The sequence below is a fragment of the Neobacillus niacini genome, assembly GCF_030817695.1.
Classification (GTDB): domain Bacteria; phylum Bacillota; class Bacilli; order Bacillales; family Cytobacillaceae; genus Neobacillus; species Neobacillus niacini_F.
Map to the genome: position 1 here is coordinate 322,022 of NZ_JAUSZQ010000002.1, position 14,982 is coordinate 337,003.

The following is a 14,982-nucleotide window of genomic DNA, read 5'->3' on the forward strand; positions in this document are numbered from 1 at the left end:
GTATCAAAAACAAAGACCTAATGGATTAGGTCTTTTTTTCCTTCACTTTTATACGTTATAAACAACCATTAGTTTCAAAAATTAAAGAAGTTTTTGAAAAATATACAAAAAGTATAAAAGTACAATGGACATCGTGATGATGAATGTTTCTGCCCAGCGGCTTTTTTTCTTTTTCTTTCGGTAATTTTGCCGGGTTTTTGGCTGACTTCCTGTCGGAACAATCTTTTGTGTTTGAATGGTACGATTGTGATTAGCTGTGGTTGGTGTAGATTTATGGACTGATCCAGAATTTTGTTTGCCCAGGGTCATTGACATTAATTCGATTCTCATTTGAAGTGCATTTGTGTAATGTCCTTGGAGGGCTTTTACGATGACCTTTTCGAATGGATGTAAATCTTTTTGTCTTCTAATGGCCTCTCTAAGCTGCGGGAGACCACCTGTTGTTTTGTTAAAGCGTTTTGGATAGACGGTATTAACCATAATCATAGCAACAGCAAATAAATCATAAGCAGGGTCTGCCTTTCTCGTTCCTAATCCCCAATATCCTCGATCATAGAACTCAGTGAATTCCTTAATTGCTCTCCCTTGAATCGTTGTGCCGCCAACATCAATGCACCTAATCTTTGGTGTTGGACCGGTAACGATTAAGTTTTCTGGTTTTAAATCTCCAAATACCCAGCCATTCTCATGCAGTTTATTCAAGTCATTTAATAATTGAAGAAAGAGGACAGTTGTCCATGATTTCCCCTTATTCTGAATAAAAGTCAGCAAGTCCGGTCCTTGAATATATTCCATCGTATAAAATGAAATCTGTCCTGTGTTACTATTCCAGTCATCCACATCAAGTAAAGAAGGCCCGAGGGCAGACCCTTGGACCTTTGCAAACGACCTTAATACATTCACCTCTGAGGTAATGGACATCCCGTTATCGCTCATCTTTAAGGCTACTTGCGAATTTTTAAACTTTGCAAGGTAGACAATGCCGTTTGCTCCATATCCTAGTTCCTTTAAAACTGTATATTTATTCGAATGCCATTTCCCTGTTATTACAGTGCCTGGAGCTACTTTACATCGACTCTTCAAGGAATGATTCATCATCACCGGTCATGAGACTCCTTAATGAACGTTTTGAATTAAATGAAGATAGAGCCGTACGGATTGCTGGTCCAGTTGGAGTAATTCCCCCTGTTGTAAGCTGAGAGAAGATACTTGTCAAAGATTGTAGCTTTGGCGTCCAATCTAGAATTTTTTCGACATCATTCTTTTTCCCGGGAAATACAAAAACGGCAAACTGATTATCACCTGTACGTGCATTTAAGCTTAGGGAAAGGTCAAGCAGGGCTTCTTTTACTGTTGGAAGCTTGTGTTTCATGCTTGCGCTTGTATCGACAAGAATCAACACCTCTAATTCGACAGTTTCTCCAAGTTCATCAACTACTTCCATTACTTCCCCTCTTTTCTCAGGAGGAAGATCTTCGATTGTCTGTGAACGCCCAAGAATTTGCTGTAATTCCCTGTTTACTACACCTTGGATTGTCTGTGTCATTGCTTTTCTTGTAACCATTTGAACGGTTTGGGAGAGCTGCTGTGCATAAACAATTTGGCTGACTCCGCCTCCGGACATCGCTATTCCCTCTATTTCCGTCATTCCCTTTTCATCAATCACATCTTGTTCCATTACACCGATAACATTTACAGATATACCTTGTTCTTTTGCAAGTGCAGCCATGGCAATGGGATCTTCCCCTTGATTTGAACAGCCGTCTGTTATTAATAAAATCTGACGAATTTTCCCTGTATACATACTCATTCTCCCTCCACTTTTCGAGTTACCCCCATTTTCGACACTGTGGAGGGGATTTATACATATTTAAAGGATATACCGGATAAAATAATTGATTACGCTCGTTTCTTCATCTTTGTAACAGGGATACTCGCCCATTTAGGTGTATTGTGCTTTATCTTTGCGACCGCAATGGTCATATCATCACCAATCAAGTTATCCCGTGAACGAATCACCTCTTCCAATATTAGATCAGATATTTCCTGAGGATCCTGCGTTTGTAATTCTTGTATTTTTCGTTTCATCCACAAATCATAATTTTCTACATGCTTAGGACCCTCAAAGATTCCGTCACTCATCATAATGAGTAAATCCCCGGCTTTTAATTGCTCACTCACCACATCCACTTCAAATTCTTCTAAAATTCCTATCGGCAAATTGCTAGCTTGGATTTTGATTACTTTATTTCCCCTTTTAATAAAACTAGGGGTTGAACCTATTTTTAAGAATTTCGCTGAAGCATTTTGAAGATCAATCATCGCTAAGTCTAATGTCGCAAAAATCTCATCTGTCGTTCGAAGCGATAGAATGGAATTGACTGACTTTATGGCGACCTTTTCATCGATACCTGATTGCAATATTTTTTGTAAAAGCTGTAGTGTCTCTTTACTCTCATAATGAGCTCTTTCACCGTTCCCCATACCATCACTAATAGCTATAGCAAATTTCCCTAACCCAAGTTCCATGGTTGAATAGCTGTCACCTGAAACAAAACCGCCATCCATGGCAGCATGAGCCATTCCTGTTTCTACGGTATAGGCCTTTGACGATTGGAACACTACATGGCAGAAACCATTAGGGTATGCAGCACATTCTTCGGAGGTAACGATAATTTGTTCCCCGAGGATATCAGAAAGCATTGGAGCGATTAACTTTTCACATTCCCCATGTCCATTGCAAAAGGGAACAGACATTTCAATATCCACATTTCCTGACTCAAGACTATAAATCTCGACATGCTCAACTTGAACCCCGAATGCTTGAATGGACTCTAGGATTTGTTCTTCCTGCTTATGATGATTCTCTCTTTCGCGCTGGATCTCTTTTGCAAAGTTATCCATCACCTCGGAAACACCAAGAAGTTGATCTGCTACTAGTTTCCTGCTTTCCTGAACCTGCTTCTTTAATTTTTGGTTAGCTTGATAAAAGGTAAGTTCCTGTCCGACTGCCTCATATACTCTTTTTGACCGGGTACAGTGCTTCTCCCATTCACGAGATAATTTAGGCGAAACTACGCCATCATTTTGGTCCATCTCATGAATAATTTCTTCTAGATATCCATAGGTGGTATTAAAATTCTTCGCCCAGCACTGCTCCTTTTTAAAGCAAGTATTACAGGTTTTTTCGGTGACATGGCTCATAAAGTAATCCATTTCACGTTCATCTTCTCGGTCATTAGGCTTTGTTTCCATTTGCGAAAAACTATTTGAAAGTGCATGGAAGACACTAGAAAATTGAGCCACTCTTTGTGCCGTCACATCACGCATTTTTCTCATGTATTTTTGTTGTTCCGTTGTATATTCTGGTGTACCAGGAATATATTTGGCCAATTTAGAAGTAAATAGCTGCGGTGTTAATAAGAATAGTACAATGGCTGCCGCGGACTCCATTAGTGTAATAGTTAAAGAGCCGGAACCCCCCTCCTGCCCATACATTCCAATTAATAGTGTTGCAATAAATAAACCAATCGCAACGCCTATCTTCTTTCCCTCTTTTAATAAGCCGCCTAATACACCCGAAAACGCAAGCAGGCTCATATGATAGAAGCTTGAAACACTTGCTAAACTAAAAATCAAACCTGTTACAACACCAACTGTCGACCCCACAGTTGCACCCGCAATAAATGAAAATACTAAAACGAGATAGCGGGACATAATATGTTCAAGTGATAAATCATAAATCTTCCAGCCAATCGTTCCTGTCATGATTGATGCAAGCATGATGATTAAGCATACAATTTCCTCTGTTTTCAACAATTGTCTGCGCTTGTTTAAGATTAATAAGGGGATACTCTGTAGAAAAATTAACGTTAGAATAAATGATAGACTTGCCTGTACACCAACCATCATTGCGTCATAAAGCGTCAGCTGCCTAGAAATAATAAAAGCCTCAGCTAATTTCCCTAACCCTAGAATGATGGCAACGAAAAATGGAATCATTCTCAGTTCATTTCTAATCCATTTCTCACTGACCCGATATATGACTAGAAAAAGGATGGAGACCAAAAAGGTAAATGCTGCATTTTTCAGGGAGACAGTTGCTGCGCCCGCAACCAATCCTACTAAAGCCAGTGGAGACCGATCTCTTTTTATTAAGAAGACTGCAGCGAAAAAAGGTAGACTAAAGGGAGCAAGCGTGGATAATATCAAAGCTCTTCCTAATAAGAAACCTACAATAAGTAATAGGTAGCCCTTTATAAGAAAGAAGGATTCAACTTTTAATTGGAATTTCTTCAAGACGCTGTCCCAAGACCATTTAGAGGATCGAAAGTTAACCTCTCCGACCGGTTCTAGTAAACTCCGTTCTAGTTTTTCCATAAGTCACACTCCTCTATTAATTCTTGTTAAAGACTATTATAAAATTAATAGATTCAAAATTTTGTCAAATTAGTGAACGTATGCAAAGTTTCGTTCGACGGTTTCCACTATATTTATTCAAATAATGTTGACAAATTGAAATGATGTCGGAATTTATAGTTTTTTACACACAAAAAAAGCACCGATTATTATAATCGGTACTTCATCCTTATCTAGTTGTAACACCTGGGGCTTCCGCTTTTTTTTATAGCGGCGGAGGGGATCGAACCCCCGACCTTACGGGTATGAACCGTACGCTCTAGCCAGCTGAGCTACACCGCCAAGTATTTTAGACACAAACTATATATTACATAGAACAAAAAGGTATGTCAATAAGTATTTTTCCAAACAAAAAGACAAGCCGCTAGACCTGTCTTGAATAGGCAATATATTTTTTTATAAATAAGCAACAAGTTAACCTCTTCTAGCTCCTCTTCCGCCACGCTTCGATTCTGTATGACGTTTTAAAGAAGTTAAACGATCCTCACTATCTTTTTAAAAACTTCGCCATTTTTGATTCAAACGTTTCAACCTTGGGAGCATTCCGATCATTTGACCTGCTCTGACGAGGACGTTGTGAATGTGAGTTTGAGTGTGAACGGGATCTTTGCGGCGCCTCTGGTTTATCAATTGCCTTTTTTATAGAAAGTCCAATTTTCCCATCTTTCTCAACATTGATGACTTTAACCTCTACTTGGTCACCAACTTTAAGATGATCATTGATATCTTTCACATAATTGTCAGCAACCTCACTGATGTGTACGAGTCCAGTTGAGCCATCAGGCAGCTCCACAAAAGCTCCGAAATTTGTAATCCCTGTTACCTTTCCTTGTAACTTGCTGCCTACTTCGATTGACATAAAAAAATTTTTCCTCCTTAAGAAATAAAAAAATCATACTTACTTTATATTATACAAAATGGGAAAAATAAGTGTCAATAAGACTAGTTATTGGTTGTTTTTACCTTCATTTTCTTCTGGAATATTAAAGATAATTTTCACCATTTTCCGAGAAAAAGTATTCTTTTCTAGCAAGCTTAGCAAGGTAATCATCATCATTTAACTTTACGATATCTTCTTTTAAGATTTGCTGTTGTTTTTTTAATTGCGTCAGCTCTTGTTCCAGCTGTCTCTTTTGTGCCACTTTTTTATCTAGAGTCGAGGACTGGGAAATAAAGCTAGTAATCATTAAATATGACATGACAGCAGCGAATACTAAAAACAAGGAAAGTCTTCGATATAACAATTTCCTTTTCCTAGCTGAAGCAATTTCTGCTACTTCTTGCTGGTGGACATAAGTTGATTGGATTTTGGCTATATTCTTTTCTTTTACTGAACTCAGTTCCCATCCCTCCTTACTTCTTTGGTCTTTTCCACTTTTTAAGCCACTTACCTAAATAGTTCTTGATTTCCATATAAATTCCTGCCGTTTTATTATATAACTTCTCGACGTATTTTTTAATACTTTTCGGCAAAAGTTTCCAAAGAATTATTAATATCTTCACAATAGGCACCCATACTACCTTAAGGATAAATAATAAAACCTTTAAAATAAATTTGACAAGGGAATAAATCCCCCTGCCAAGAATAATAACAACCGAAATTAGCAACTGAATGATGCCTACGACAGGTTTATAGATAAGTAGTTGGAATGCCCTTCTAATAAACTGATAAAGTGATATTACACTTCTTATCATAAATTCCAGTAATTTTAAGTATATACCCTTAAATAAACTTTGATATGCCGCAAAGCCGCAAAGAAGGGCCACAAAAATGTAAAAACGTAATTCTCCATTGTTAACAATAAATAGAATGTAAAAGATAATTAGTGCTTGAATGACCCAAAACAACAAGTCATTAATAAAAACAATCCAAGACTTACGATTTGGCCGGTCTAAGAAACGCTGATAGGTATCAAACATAACACCAAACAGCGAGCCCATCCCAATCATCGAAAGCATGGTTAGGAATTGAGTAGAGAGTGTCATCGGAACAACTTACTAAAGAACCCTTTAGCTTTCTCCCCATGCTGTTCATCTAAATAAACTAAGTCAAATATCTTTCCCTTAATGGAGACAATCCCCTTTTCTACATCAAGGTTTTTCATTTGCAGGTTTTGTCCTTTAATTGCTAAAAAGCCCATAGAAGTTTCTAATAAGAATTCCTCATTATCAAAACTCTCTACTTGTTTAACACCTGTTATATCGAGAAGTTTTCTTCCTCTCATGATAACATCATGCTCTGGAACAGTACTTTTGACAGGGTTTGTTTCATAATATTGGCTCATCATTCATCCCTCACAATCATTTGTACAACCATTTAGTACAATTTTATGTAAGGGATAAATGAATTAGAACAAGCCTTTTCGCGGCGTCGATTAGAACTGAGATTCGCCAATTCTTTCCTCTTTAATAATTGTGTACATTTCCGCAGCTGCTTCTTTGCGAGTCGTATCTTGGATTTGGTCAATTCTTGCTGTGACCAGTCTTTGTCCAAGACGGATTGTCAGCTCATCACCAACTTTTACTGTTGAGCTCGCTTTTCCTTCTTTTCCATTTATGAGAATTCTCCCTTGATCGGATACCTCTTTTGCCAGTGTCCTTCTTTTTATTAGTCTTGATACCTTTAAATACTTATCTAATCTCATTAATTGATCCCCCGTTTCTATAGTCCTTTAGATTTTGCTTCATCCCAAAATAGATCAAGCTCCTCAAGTGAATGCTCCTCAATAGGCTTTCCGCTTTTCTTTACATTTTCCTCTATAAAGTGAAATCTTCGAATAAACTTTTGATTGGTTTCAAATAATGCCTCTTCGGGATGTATATCTAAAAATCTTGCGACATTTACAAAAGCAAATAAAATATCACCAAATTCCTTTTTCGCATAAATAAGACTTTCCTGCTTTATCTCATTCTCAAATTCCACAAGCTCTTCTTTCACTTTCTCCAAAGCTGGTGTTATTTCCTTCCAATCAAAACCAACTTTCGCTGCTTTCTTCTGGATCTCATAGGCTCGTAATAAATTCGGCAGGGATTTGGAAATACCCTCAAGCAGAGAGGTTTCCGTTTCGCCCTTTTCCTTTTCCTGTTTCTTAATCTCCTGCCAGTTACGAAGAACTTCTTTAGAATCCTCTACTTTCTCAACTCCAAAAACATGTGGATGCCTGCGAATCATTTTCTCGGATAGTACCTCAATGACATCTTCTATCGCAAAGTAACCTTCATCCTCACCAATTTGGGCGTGAAGCATAACCTGCAGCAAGACATCGCCAAGCTCTTCTATTAAATGGTCAATATCACCACTATCGATTGCCTCAATTACTTCATAGGTTTCTTCTATTAAGTACTTTTTTAATGACTCGTGTGTTTGTTCCTTATCCCATGGGCAGCCGTTCGGACCTCTTAATACAGAAATAATTTCACGAAGCTTGGAGAAATTTTTCAACATAATTTGTTCATCTTGTACAGGAGGTACATATACAGATGTGAGGTTATCAAGGGTTACCTTACGATCTAACTCATACAAAGGTACCCGATCAATACGTTCATTTTTGCTTCCTGCGGCAGTAACAATGACAACCTCATAATCATCAGGAAGTCTTTCCATGAGGGTTAGTTTAATATTAGAAGCCACAAACTGGTCATAGACTTGACTGATAAAAATATGCTGATCGATTTGCAGCTGACTGGATTTGAGCAGGGTTCCATCTAAAAGCTGGAAACCATCTACAGGATCGATTTTTAGTGATTGAAAAATGGCATCAATAAAGCTCTGACCTCCGCCAATGATGATGTCTACACCCTCTTTAGGACCATCTTCCAAAAGCAATTGCACCGTCCTCTCTGCAACCAGGGGGTGACCAGGCACTGCATAAATCACCTGCTCCGTTTTTGCTTTTTCCAGTAGGTTTTGGACAATCTCTTGATATACCTCTTCAAACTGGTCATGCTTTTCATAAATGGAATCAAATGATGTAAAGCTCAGACCTTCTTTAACTAGTCCTGTAATAACCGGATGTTCCTTGGTTCTAAGGTAAACATGACCTGCATTCATTAACCTTTTATAAACACCAAGGGGGAGCTGCTCAAGGTCTCCCGCTCCTAAACCGAGAACTTCAATTGTTTTACCCATATATTTCTAACTCCTATTCTTCTTAGGTAATAAAAGACTTAATTTGCTGCCAAAAGGAAATAATGATAATTCTTTTTCCATGAAGACTCCTCCTTTGATTATAAAAAATAGGAAAAGGAATCCTCCGGAAGCCGCACCGCCGAGCGCCTGAAAGGCAGCCAATATCCTCTCGGTTCCAACCGGTACCGTAATCATGTTCGTTAAGGCAAGATATCCTTTCAAAAAGAGCACCATCATGAGGGCAGCTATCACAAGGGTCCGAAGAAAGTGAAACGATAGCAGCGTCATGGGCTGCATTTTTTTAAACTTTATGTAAAGAAGGCAGCAAGCGAAAACTAATGTGATGATAGTTGCATAGGCCGCCCCTAATGTTCCTAATGTCGGGACAAAGAGGTTATTTAAACCGTATTTTAAAGGAAAGGTTGTTAGAACTATAACGGCAGGAAAAAGCAATGAACCCAGACCCTGCATAATCGCAATGATTGTTGTAATGATTGAGCTAAGGAGAATAACAAAACTAAGAATTCCTAATACGGATGAACCTGAATTATTTTCAAACAACATAATATTGGCTGGTTCGATAATGGCCCAAAGACCCACAGAAGCCCCAACACCAATGACGACAGCGATACGAATAGCCAGCTGAACCTTATCCTGTAAGAAAGTAAGGTCCTTTTTTATTCTTGCACTTGTTATCAACGGTACAAGTGATAAAGACATGGAAGCAGCCACAATGGTCCCTAATTGGATTAATGGCTGACCACGGTCAAATATTCCCTTAATACCCTTGGCCATTTCTTTCCCATATCCATTCTCCATAAGCAAAGAGTAAAGGTTCAATGCATCCGCCATTTGGATCAAAATCATCAGCATTCCACTGATACAGATGGTAAGACCTTGATAAACAAGGGTTTTTAAAATAATACCAAATTCTTGATAATAGTCTGACATCATTCCTTTTCGAGGAGCAATTATTTCCCATTCTTTACGAATCCAAAGGAAAGTAAACAAAATAATCGCTGATACCATACTTCCCGTAATTGACCCAAACATGGCACCGCCGCCAATCAGATACAGTGAGTATCCCAGCTTCGTAAGAACATAGGCCAAAAAGAGAATGGTGAAAGCCCTTATTAATTGTTCACCCACCTGTGATAGTGCCGTTGGTACCATGTCTCCCTTCCCCTGGTAATAGCCTCTCAAAATAGAAGTAATCGGAAATACTAAAAACACAATAGAGACAACCCTTAGCAAAATGGCTAACTTCGCATCACTCATCCATAGAGCAATATGATTGGCACCGAAATAGAGAATAAGAAAACATAGAATTCCAAATAACTGTAAAATGATATACGAGACAAATAAAAGCCGTCTTATTTTCTCCTTGTCACCTTTTTCCTTTTGTTCAGCATAAAGCTTCGAAATAACCACTGGAAAACCTGTTGTTGCCAAGACCATAGCAAGACCATAAAACGGGTAAACCTGCTGATAGATATAAAAGCCAACATCGCCAACAATATTCTGAAATGGAATCCGATATACAGCACTTAGGATCTTTGTTATCAGTGCAGCAATGGCTAAAATAAAAGCCCCTCTAAAAAGAGCCTTCGATTGGTTTACGTGCTTCATTTATTTTCTCCTAACTAACCTAAACTCGACTGTATTATATCATAATATAAAGCGGAAGCGCCTTGTCCAGGGGCGACAGGCATAAGACGAGCCGGCGAGAAGGTTGGTTAGGAGGCAAATAAAAAAGACAGCGGAGGCTGTCTCTTTTATTTGTGAGAATAATATTAGTTTTAGGACTCCATTTGCCTTGCTAAAAATCCAGCAGCAGTTTCAACAGCCTTTTTCTCTACTTCGCCAAGGGTTCCTTCTTTTGAATAGATGATAACTGCCCCAATTGGATCGCCGTTTGCAATGATCGGTCCAATTGTATAAGATGAAATAGTTTCATCATTACCATCAGCTAAGGAAATATCTCCTTGCTGCGTAACAAGGACCGAATTACGGTCTTCCATTGTTTTTTCAACTAAATCGCTTATATTTTTATTTAAATAATCTTTTTTAGAACTGCCTGCTAACGCAATATAACTGTCCCTATCACAAATTAAAACCGGGTTTCCGAGGCTGTCAAAAAGGGCTTCTGCATACTCTTTGGCAAAATCGCTTAACTCGCTGATTGGTGAATACTTCTTTAAGATAACTTCTCCATCCCGATCCACAAAGATCTCTAACGGATCCCCCTCACGGATACGCAGCGTTCTGCGTATTTCTTTGGGAATGACAACACGACCCAAATCATCGATTCGACGAACTATTCCAGTTGCTTTCATCCAATGTTGCCTCACTTTCATCTGATGATTTTACTAACTTGGTTATGATAATCCTTCCTGTAGATGGAATCATCACCAACTTTGAACTTAGTATCTTTCATCTGGAAAGTTATATACACATTCGTAATATTTTTTCACAAACAGGAAGATTATCCTATTAATGGATAAATTAATACCTGCCAGTCTACATAGTTATACAGGATTTTCCTGACCCCTTTTTGCAGCTTGAAGCCCTTTTATCATCTCAAATGCTATGTTTAGCCAGTGTGGCGTGTCTGTCCCTTTTGTTTGAAGGGTCATTTTTAGTTTCTGGCCCTCCATTCCAAGTCCAATCATGCGCGGATATTTACTGCTGATCGCAAAGACCTTTTGCCCGTCAATCGTGCTGCTGGCTCGTTCATTGACTAAAATGGTTACTTCCTGCTTTGCTTGCTTAATGCTTTCAACACCCGCCAGCAGTGCATAAACTTTCATTTCTGCCACCTGGAATAGATAATCAACTTCTTCAGGATATTCACCAAAACGGTCGAGCATCTCTGCTTGAAGTTCTTCAATATCTTCGAGCGTTTGCAGTCCTCTAAAACGCTTATACATTTCAATCTTTTGATGACCATCTTTAATGTAGGTATCAGGGATATAGGCATCGATTTCTAAATCAATTTCGACAGTAGCTTTTTGCTCGGCCTTCAAATCTCCTCTTCTTTCCTCAATCGCTTCTTTCAGCATTTGCGAATACAGGTCAAATCCTACTGAATCGATGAATCCATGCTGCTGTGCCCCTAGTAAATTACCTGCACCCCTAATTGATAAATCACGCATAGCAATTTTAAAACCGGAGCCTAGCTCAGTAAATTCCTTTATTGCCTGTAAGCGTTTTTCCGCTACCTCTGTTAACACCTTATCCTTCCGGTGCGTGAAATAAGCATATGCCACACGGTTGGACCTTCCGACTCGACCCCGAAGCTGGTAAAGCTGTGAAAGCCCCATTCTATCGGCATCATAGACAATCAACGTGTTTACATTAGGAATATCTACCCCGGTCTCAATGATGGTCGTACTGACGAGCACATCGAACTCACCGGACAAAAAGCTAAGCATGACAGATTCCAGTTCATTTTCTGACATTTGTCCATGGGCGAATGTTACCCGGGCATCTGGAACAAGCATCGATATTTCTTCGGCTTTCCGTTCAATATCCTCTACTCTGTTATATAAAAAGTATACTTGTCCGTCACGTGCTAGTTCTCTCTCGATTGCTTCTCTGACAAGCGAACCATTGTATTCCATTACATAGGTTTGAACGGGGAAACGGTTCTCTGGCGGTGTTTCAATCACCGATAAATCACGAACACCGAGCATGGACATATGAAGTGTTCTCGGTATAGGTGTTGCCGTTAAGGTTAAAACATCGATATTTGTTTTTAACTTTTTAATCTTTTCTTTGTGGGTTACCCCAAATCTTTGCTCTTCATCAATGATTAATAAACCTAAATCACGATAAACGATATCCTTCGAAAGGATTCGATGTGTTCCAATTACCACATCAACAGTACCTGCTTTTAATCCTTTTATGGTTTCTGTTTGCTGCTTTTTAGAACGGAAGCGGCTTAACAGACCAATATTGATCGGATAGTCTTGAAATCTTTCTCTCATTGTCTCATAATGCTGCTGGGCTAATATCGTTGTTGGTACAAGCAGTGCCACTTGTTTACCATCAGCAATCGCTTTAAAGGCAGCTCGAATTGCGACCTCTGTTTTACCATAGCCCACATCACCACAAAGCAAACGGTCCATTGGTCTAGGTCTTTCCATATCCTTTTTAATCTCGTGGATGGACCGAAGTTGATCTTCTGTTTCCTGGTACGCAAATGCCGTTTCAAATTCCCTTTGCATATCCCCGTCCGGAGAAAAGGCATAACCTACAGCCGCTTCTCGTTCTGCATAAAGCTTAATTAAATCATCCGCAATGTCTTGAACGGAGGATTGAACCTTCTTCTTAACTTTTTTCCAATCGCTGCCGCCAAGTTTATAGATTTTTGGCTCTTTGCCTTCTGAAGCTACATATTTCTGTACAAGGTCAATTTGCTCTACAGGAACATAAAGTTTATCAGTTCCATGATAACGAATATGGAGATAATCCTTATGAACTCCGTTTATAATTAGGGTTTCAATACCTAAGTATTTTCCAATCCCATGGTTAACATGGACGACATAATCCCCGACTTTAAGTTCAGAATAACTCTTGATCCTTTCGGCATTTGAAAGCTTTTGTCTGTTAGTCGACTTTTTGACACGTTTCGTAAAAAGCTCTTCCTCGGTAATGACAGCAAGTTTTTGAATCGAAAGCTCGAATCCGGTCTGCAGGTTCCCTTTCATAATCTGAACTTTTCCAGGTAAGAGCTGCTGTCCACTCTTTGCGATAGAGGCATCTATTTCATAATCCTCTAAAACTCGTTCTAATTTCTTTACTCGTTCATCATCTGGCCCTAAAAAGAGAATTGAATAATTTCCTTTTTTCCATCTGTCGACTTCAGACTTAAGTAAGTGCATTTGTCCATGGAAATTTTGCATTTGTTTACAGGAGACATTGATAATATTTTGCGGACTCGTATTCGCAACATGGCGAAGAAATAAACTCATATAAAGAATCGGAAACTCTTTTTTATGAAGGAGCCCGTGTAAATCATGTGAAATAGCCAAATCATGAATAATTTGACCTTCACTTAAGAGGGCAGTATACCATTCTGCCTCTTCTTTTATTAATGAGTCATTCATCTCTTGGACGCGGCTTATTTCATCAATAAATACCATTCCATTAGGAGGTAGATAGTCTAGTAAACTAGTACCACCTTCGTATGCTAGTGAAAGATATTTAAATACATGATCTGGTTTATGACTGTTTTTTAATTGTTCCAGCTCATAACTGATATTTTGCGAGAGCTGAATTTTTGCTTTATCGTCCTTCAACTTTCTCAGACTTTTAGCTAATCCATCCTCCAGGTTGCCAATTAACCGGCTATAATTCTCTGCCTCAAAAAGAACCTCCGTAGCGGGTCCAATTAAAACTTCACTTGTTTTCTCAATGGAACGCTGGTCTTCTAAGGAAAAATAGCGGATGGAATCAATCTCCGTATCAAATAATTCAATTCTTATGGGATTGCTCTCTGTAAGTGGATAAATATCAATGATCCCGCCCCTAATGCTAAACTCCCCAGGGGTCGAAACCATATCCACCCGAACATAGCCCATCTTAACAAAGGTTGTTAGTACCTCTGTTACGTCTAGGTCAGCGCCTAATTTATATTTCAACTGGTACTTCTTCCAGATGTTTTTTGGAGGAATGACTTTTCTTAGCCCGGCAATTGGAACAATAATAATACCTTTGTTTTTCTTACTTAGATGGTTTAAGGCCTCAATCCTTTGTGCCTTTAACTCTGGACTCGCAATACTCATCTCCGCGGCTATTAATTCATTTGCCGGGAAAAGAAAAACTTCATCCTCGCTTAATAGATTTACAATATCATCATAGAGTTTTTGTGCTTGCAAGAGATTATGGGTAATAAATAGAATCGGTCTGTTCATCTGCTCGTAAATGGCAGCGGTTAGGACGGTTCTTGATGAACCCGATAATCCAGCAATAAGCTGTTCCTTCAAGCCTTCTTGGACTCCAGATATAATAGAGTGAATATCCTCTTGATCTAGAAATAATGATTTTAAACCTTTCAAAAGCCCGTTCCTCCTCTCTCCTGAATCTTTTTTAATACTTTAACTTAACCTTAGTATTTTAAAAAATAGAAAAATGCTTTGGAGTGCTTCCAAAGCTGTTTAATGAATGAGGAAATCATATTGGTGATAATCTGGATTTCTTTCTAATGCTTCCTGACAATCCTCACATATCGCTGTAATGTGTATATTACCGGACAAATCATACGCGACCATCTCTTGTCTTTCCTGCTCTGTTAATTTATGAAGACCGAGTGTTTCGCTGTGTATCGATGACTGTTCGATGGAACCAAGGTTTGTGCCACAATGACGGCAGTGATAATGAATGGCCACTCAGGTGCCCTCCCTACTCTACTATTAATCATAGTATTTACG

General features: G+C 38.8%; 12 protein-coding genes, 1 tRNA gene and 1 pseudogene. All 14 read right to left on the minus strand.

The window, feature by feature from the left end; translation table 11 throughout:
• Window positions 1–81: 81 nt before the first annotated feature.
• Window positions 82–1,098: a protein kinase domain-containing protein gene (locus QFZ28_RS01860; RefSeq protein ID WP_307196922.1), complete on the minus strand. Its 1,017-nt coding sequence runs from the start codon at window positions 1,096–1,098 to the stop codon at window positions 82–84.
• Entirely contained in the window at window positions 1,067–1,804 is a 738-nt protein-coding gene (locus tag QFZ28_RS01865; RefSeq protein ID WP_307196923.1) for a vWA domain-containing protein, read from the minus strand. The genes QFZ28_RS01860 and QFZ28_RS01865 overlap by 32 nt, the downstream gene beginning before the upstream one ends.
• Window positions 1,805–1,899: 95 nt before the next feature.
• A complete protein-coding gene (gene spoIIE, locus QFZ28_RS01870) occupies window positions 1,900–4,380 on the minus strand; it encodes a stage II sporulation protein E (RefSeq protein ID WP_307193096.1) in 2,481 nt (826 codons plus the stop codon).
• A gap of 247 nt (window positions 4,381–4,627) precedes the next feature.
• Window positions 4,628–4,701 (minus strand) — tRNA-Met (locus tag QFZ28_RS01875).
• Between the two features lie 132 nt (window positions 4,702–4,833).
• A pseudogene (locus QFZ28_RS01880) lies at window positions 4,834–5,278 on the minus strand (S1 domain-containing RNA-binding protein).
• Between the two features lie 124 nt (window positions 5,279–5,402).
• Window positions 5,403–5,663, minus strand: a complete 261-nt coding sequence (locus QFZ28_RS01885; RefSeq protein ID WP_307193097.1) for an FtsB family cell division protein — start codon at window positions 5,661–5,663, stop codon at window positions 5,403–5,405.
• A gap of 109 nt (window positions 5,664–5,772) precedes the next feature.
• Window positions 5,773–6,405, minus strand: coding sequence for a spore cortex biosynthesis protein YabQ (yabQ, locus tag QFZ28_RS01890; protein ID WP_307193098.1), 633 nt, complete (start codon window positions 6,403–6,405; stop codon window positions 5,773–5,775).
• Window positions 6,402–6,704 (minus strand): sporulation protein YabP, encoded by a 303-nt coding sequence (gene yabP / locus QFZ28_RS01895; RefSeq protein WP_095250671.1) that lies wholly within the window; start codon window positions 6,702–6,704, stop codon window positions 6,402–6,404. Before yabP ends, yabQ begins: the two co-directional genes overlap by 4 nt.
• Window positions 6,705–6,794: 90 nt before the next feature.
• Window positions 6,795–7,064 carry an RNA-binding S4 domain-containing protein gene (locus QFZ28_RS01900; RefSeq protein WP_307193099.1) on the minus strand — a complete coding sequence of 90 codons (270 nt, stop codon included), beginning with the start codon at window positions 7,062–7,064 and terminating at the stop codon, window positions 6,795–6,797.
• A 17-nt stretch (window positions 7,065–7,081) separates the two neighbouring features.
• Entirely contained in the window at window positions 7,082–8,548 is a 1,467-nt protein-coding gene (gene mazG / locus QFZ28_RS01905) for a nucleoside triphosphate pyrophosphohydrolase (RefSeq protein WP_307193100.1), read from the minus strand.
• A 6-nt stretch (window positions 8,549–8,554) separates the two neighbouring features.
• Complete coding sequence (locus QFZ28_RS01910) at window positions 8,555–10,177, minus strand: putative polysaccharide biosynthesis protein (RefSeq protein ID WP_307193101.1); 1,623 nt, start codon at window positions 10,175–10,177, stop codon at window positions 8,555–8,557.
• Between the two features lie 170 nt (window positions 10,178–10,347).
• On the minus strand, window positions 10,348–10,884 hold the full coding sequence (gene spoVT / locus QFZ28_RS01915) for a stage V sporulation protein T (RefSeq protein ID WP_307196924.1): 537 nt from the start codon (window positions 10,882–10,884) through the stop codon (window positions 10,348–10,350).
• Window positions 10,885–11,076: 192 nt separating this feature from the next.
• Window positions 11,077–14,610: a transcription-repair coupling factor gene (gene mfd, locus QFZ28_RS01920; protein WP_307193102.1), complete on the minus strand. Its 3,534-nt coding sequence runs from the start codon at window positions 14,608–14,610 to the stop codon at window positions 11,077–11,079.
• A gap of 99 nt (window positions 14,611–14,709) precedes the next feature.
• Window positions 14,710–14,940: an anti-sigma-F factor Fin family protein gene (locus QFZ28_RS01925; protein WP_307193103.1), complete on the minus strand. Its 231-nt coding sequence runs from the start codon at window positions 14,938–14,940 to the stop codon at window positions 14,710–14,712.
• Window positions 14,941–14,982 lie beyond the last annotated feature (42 nt).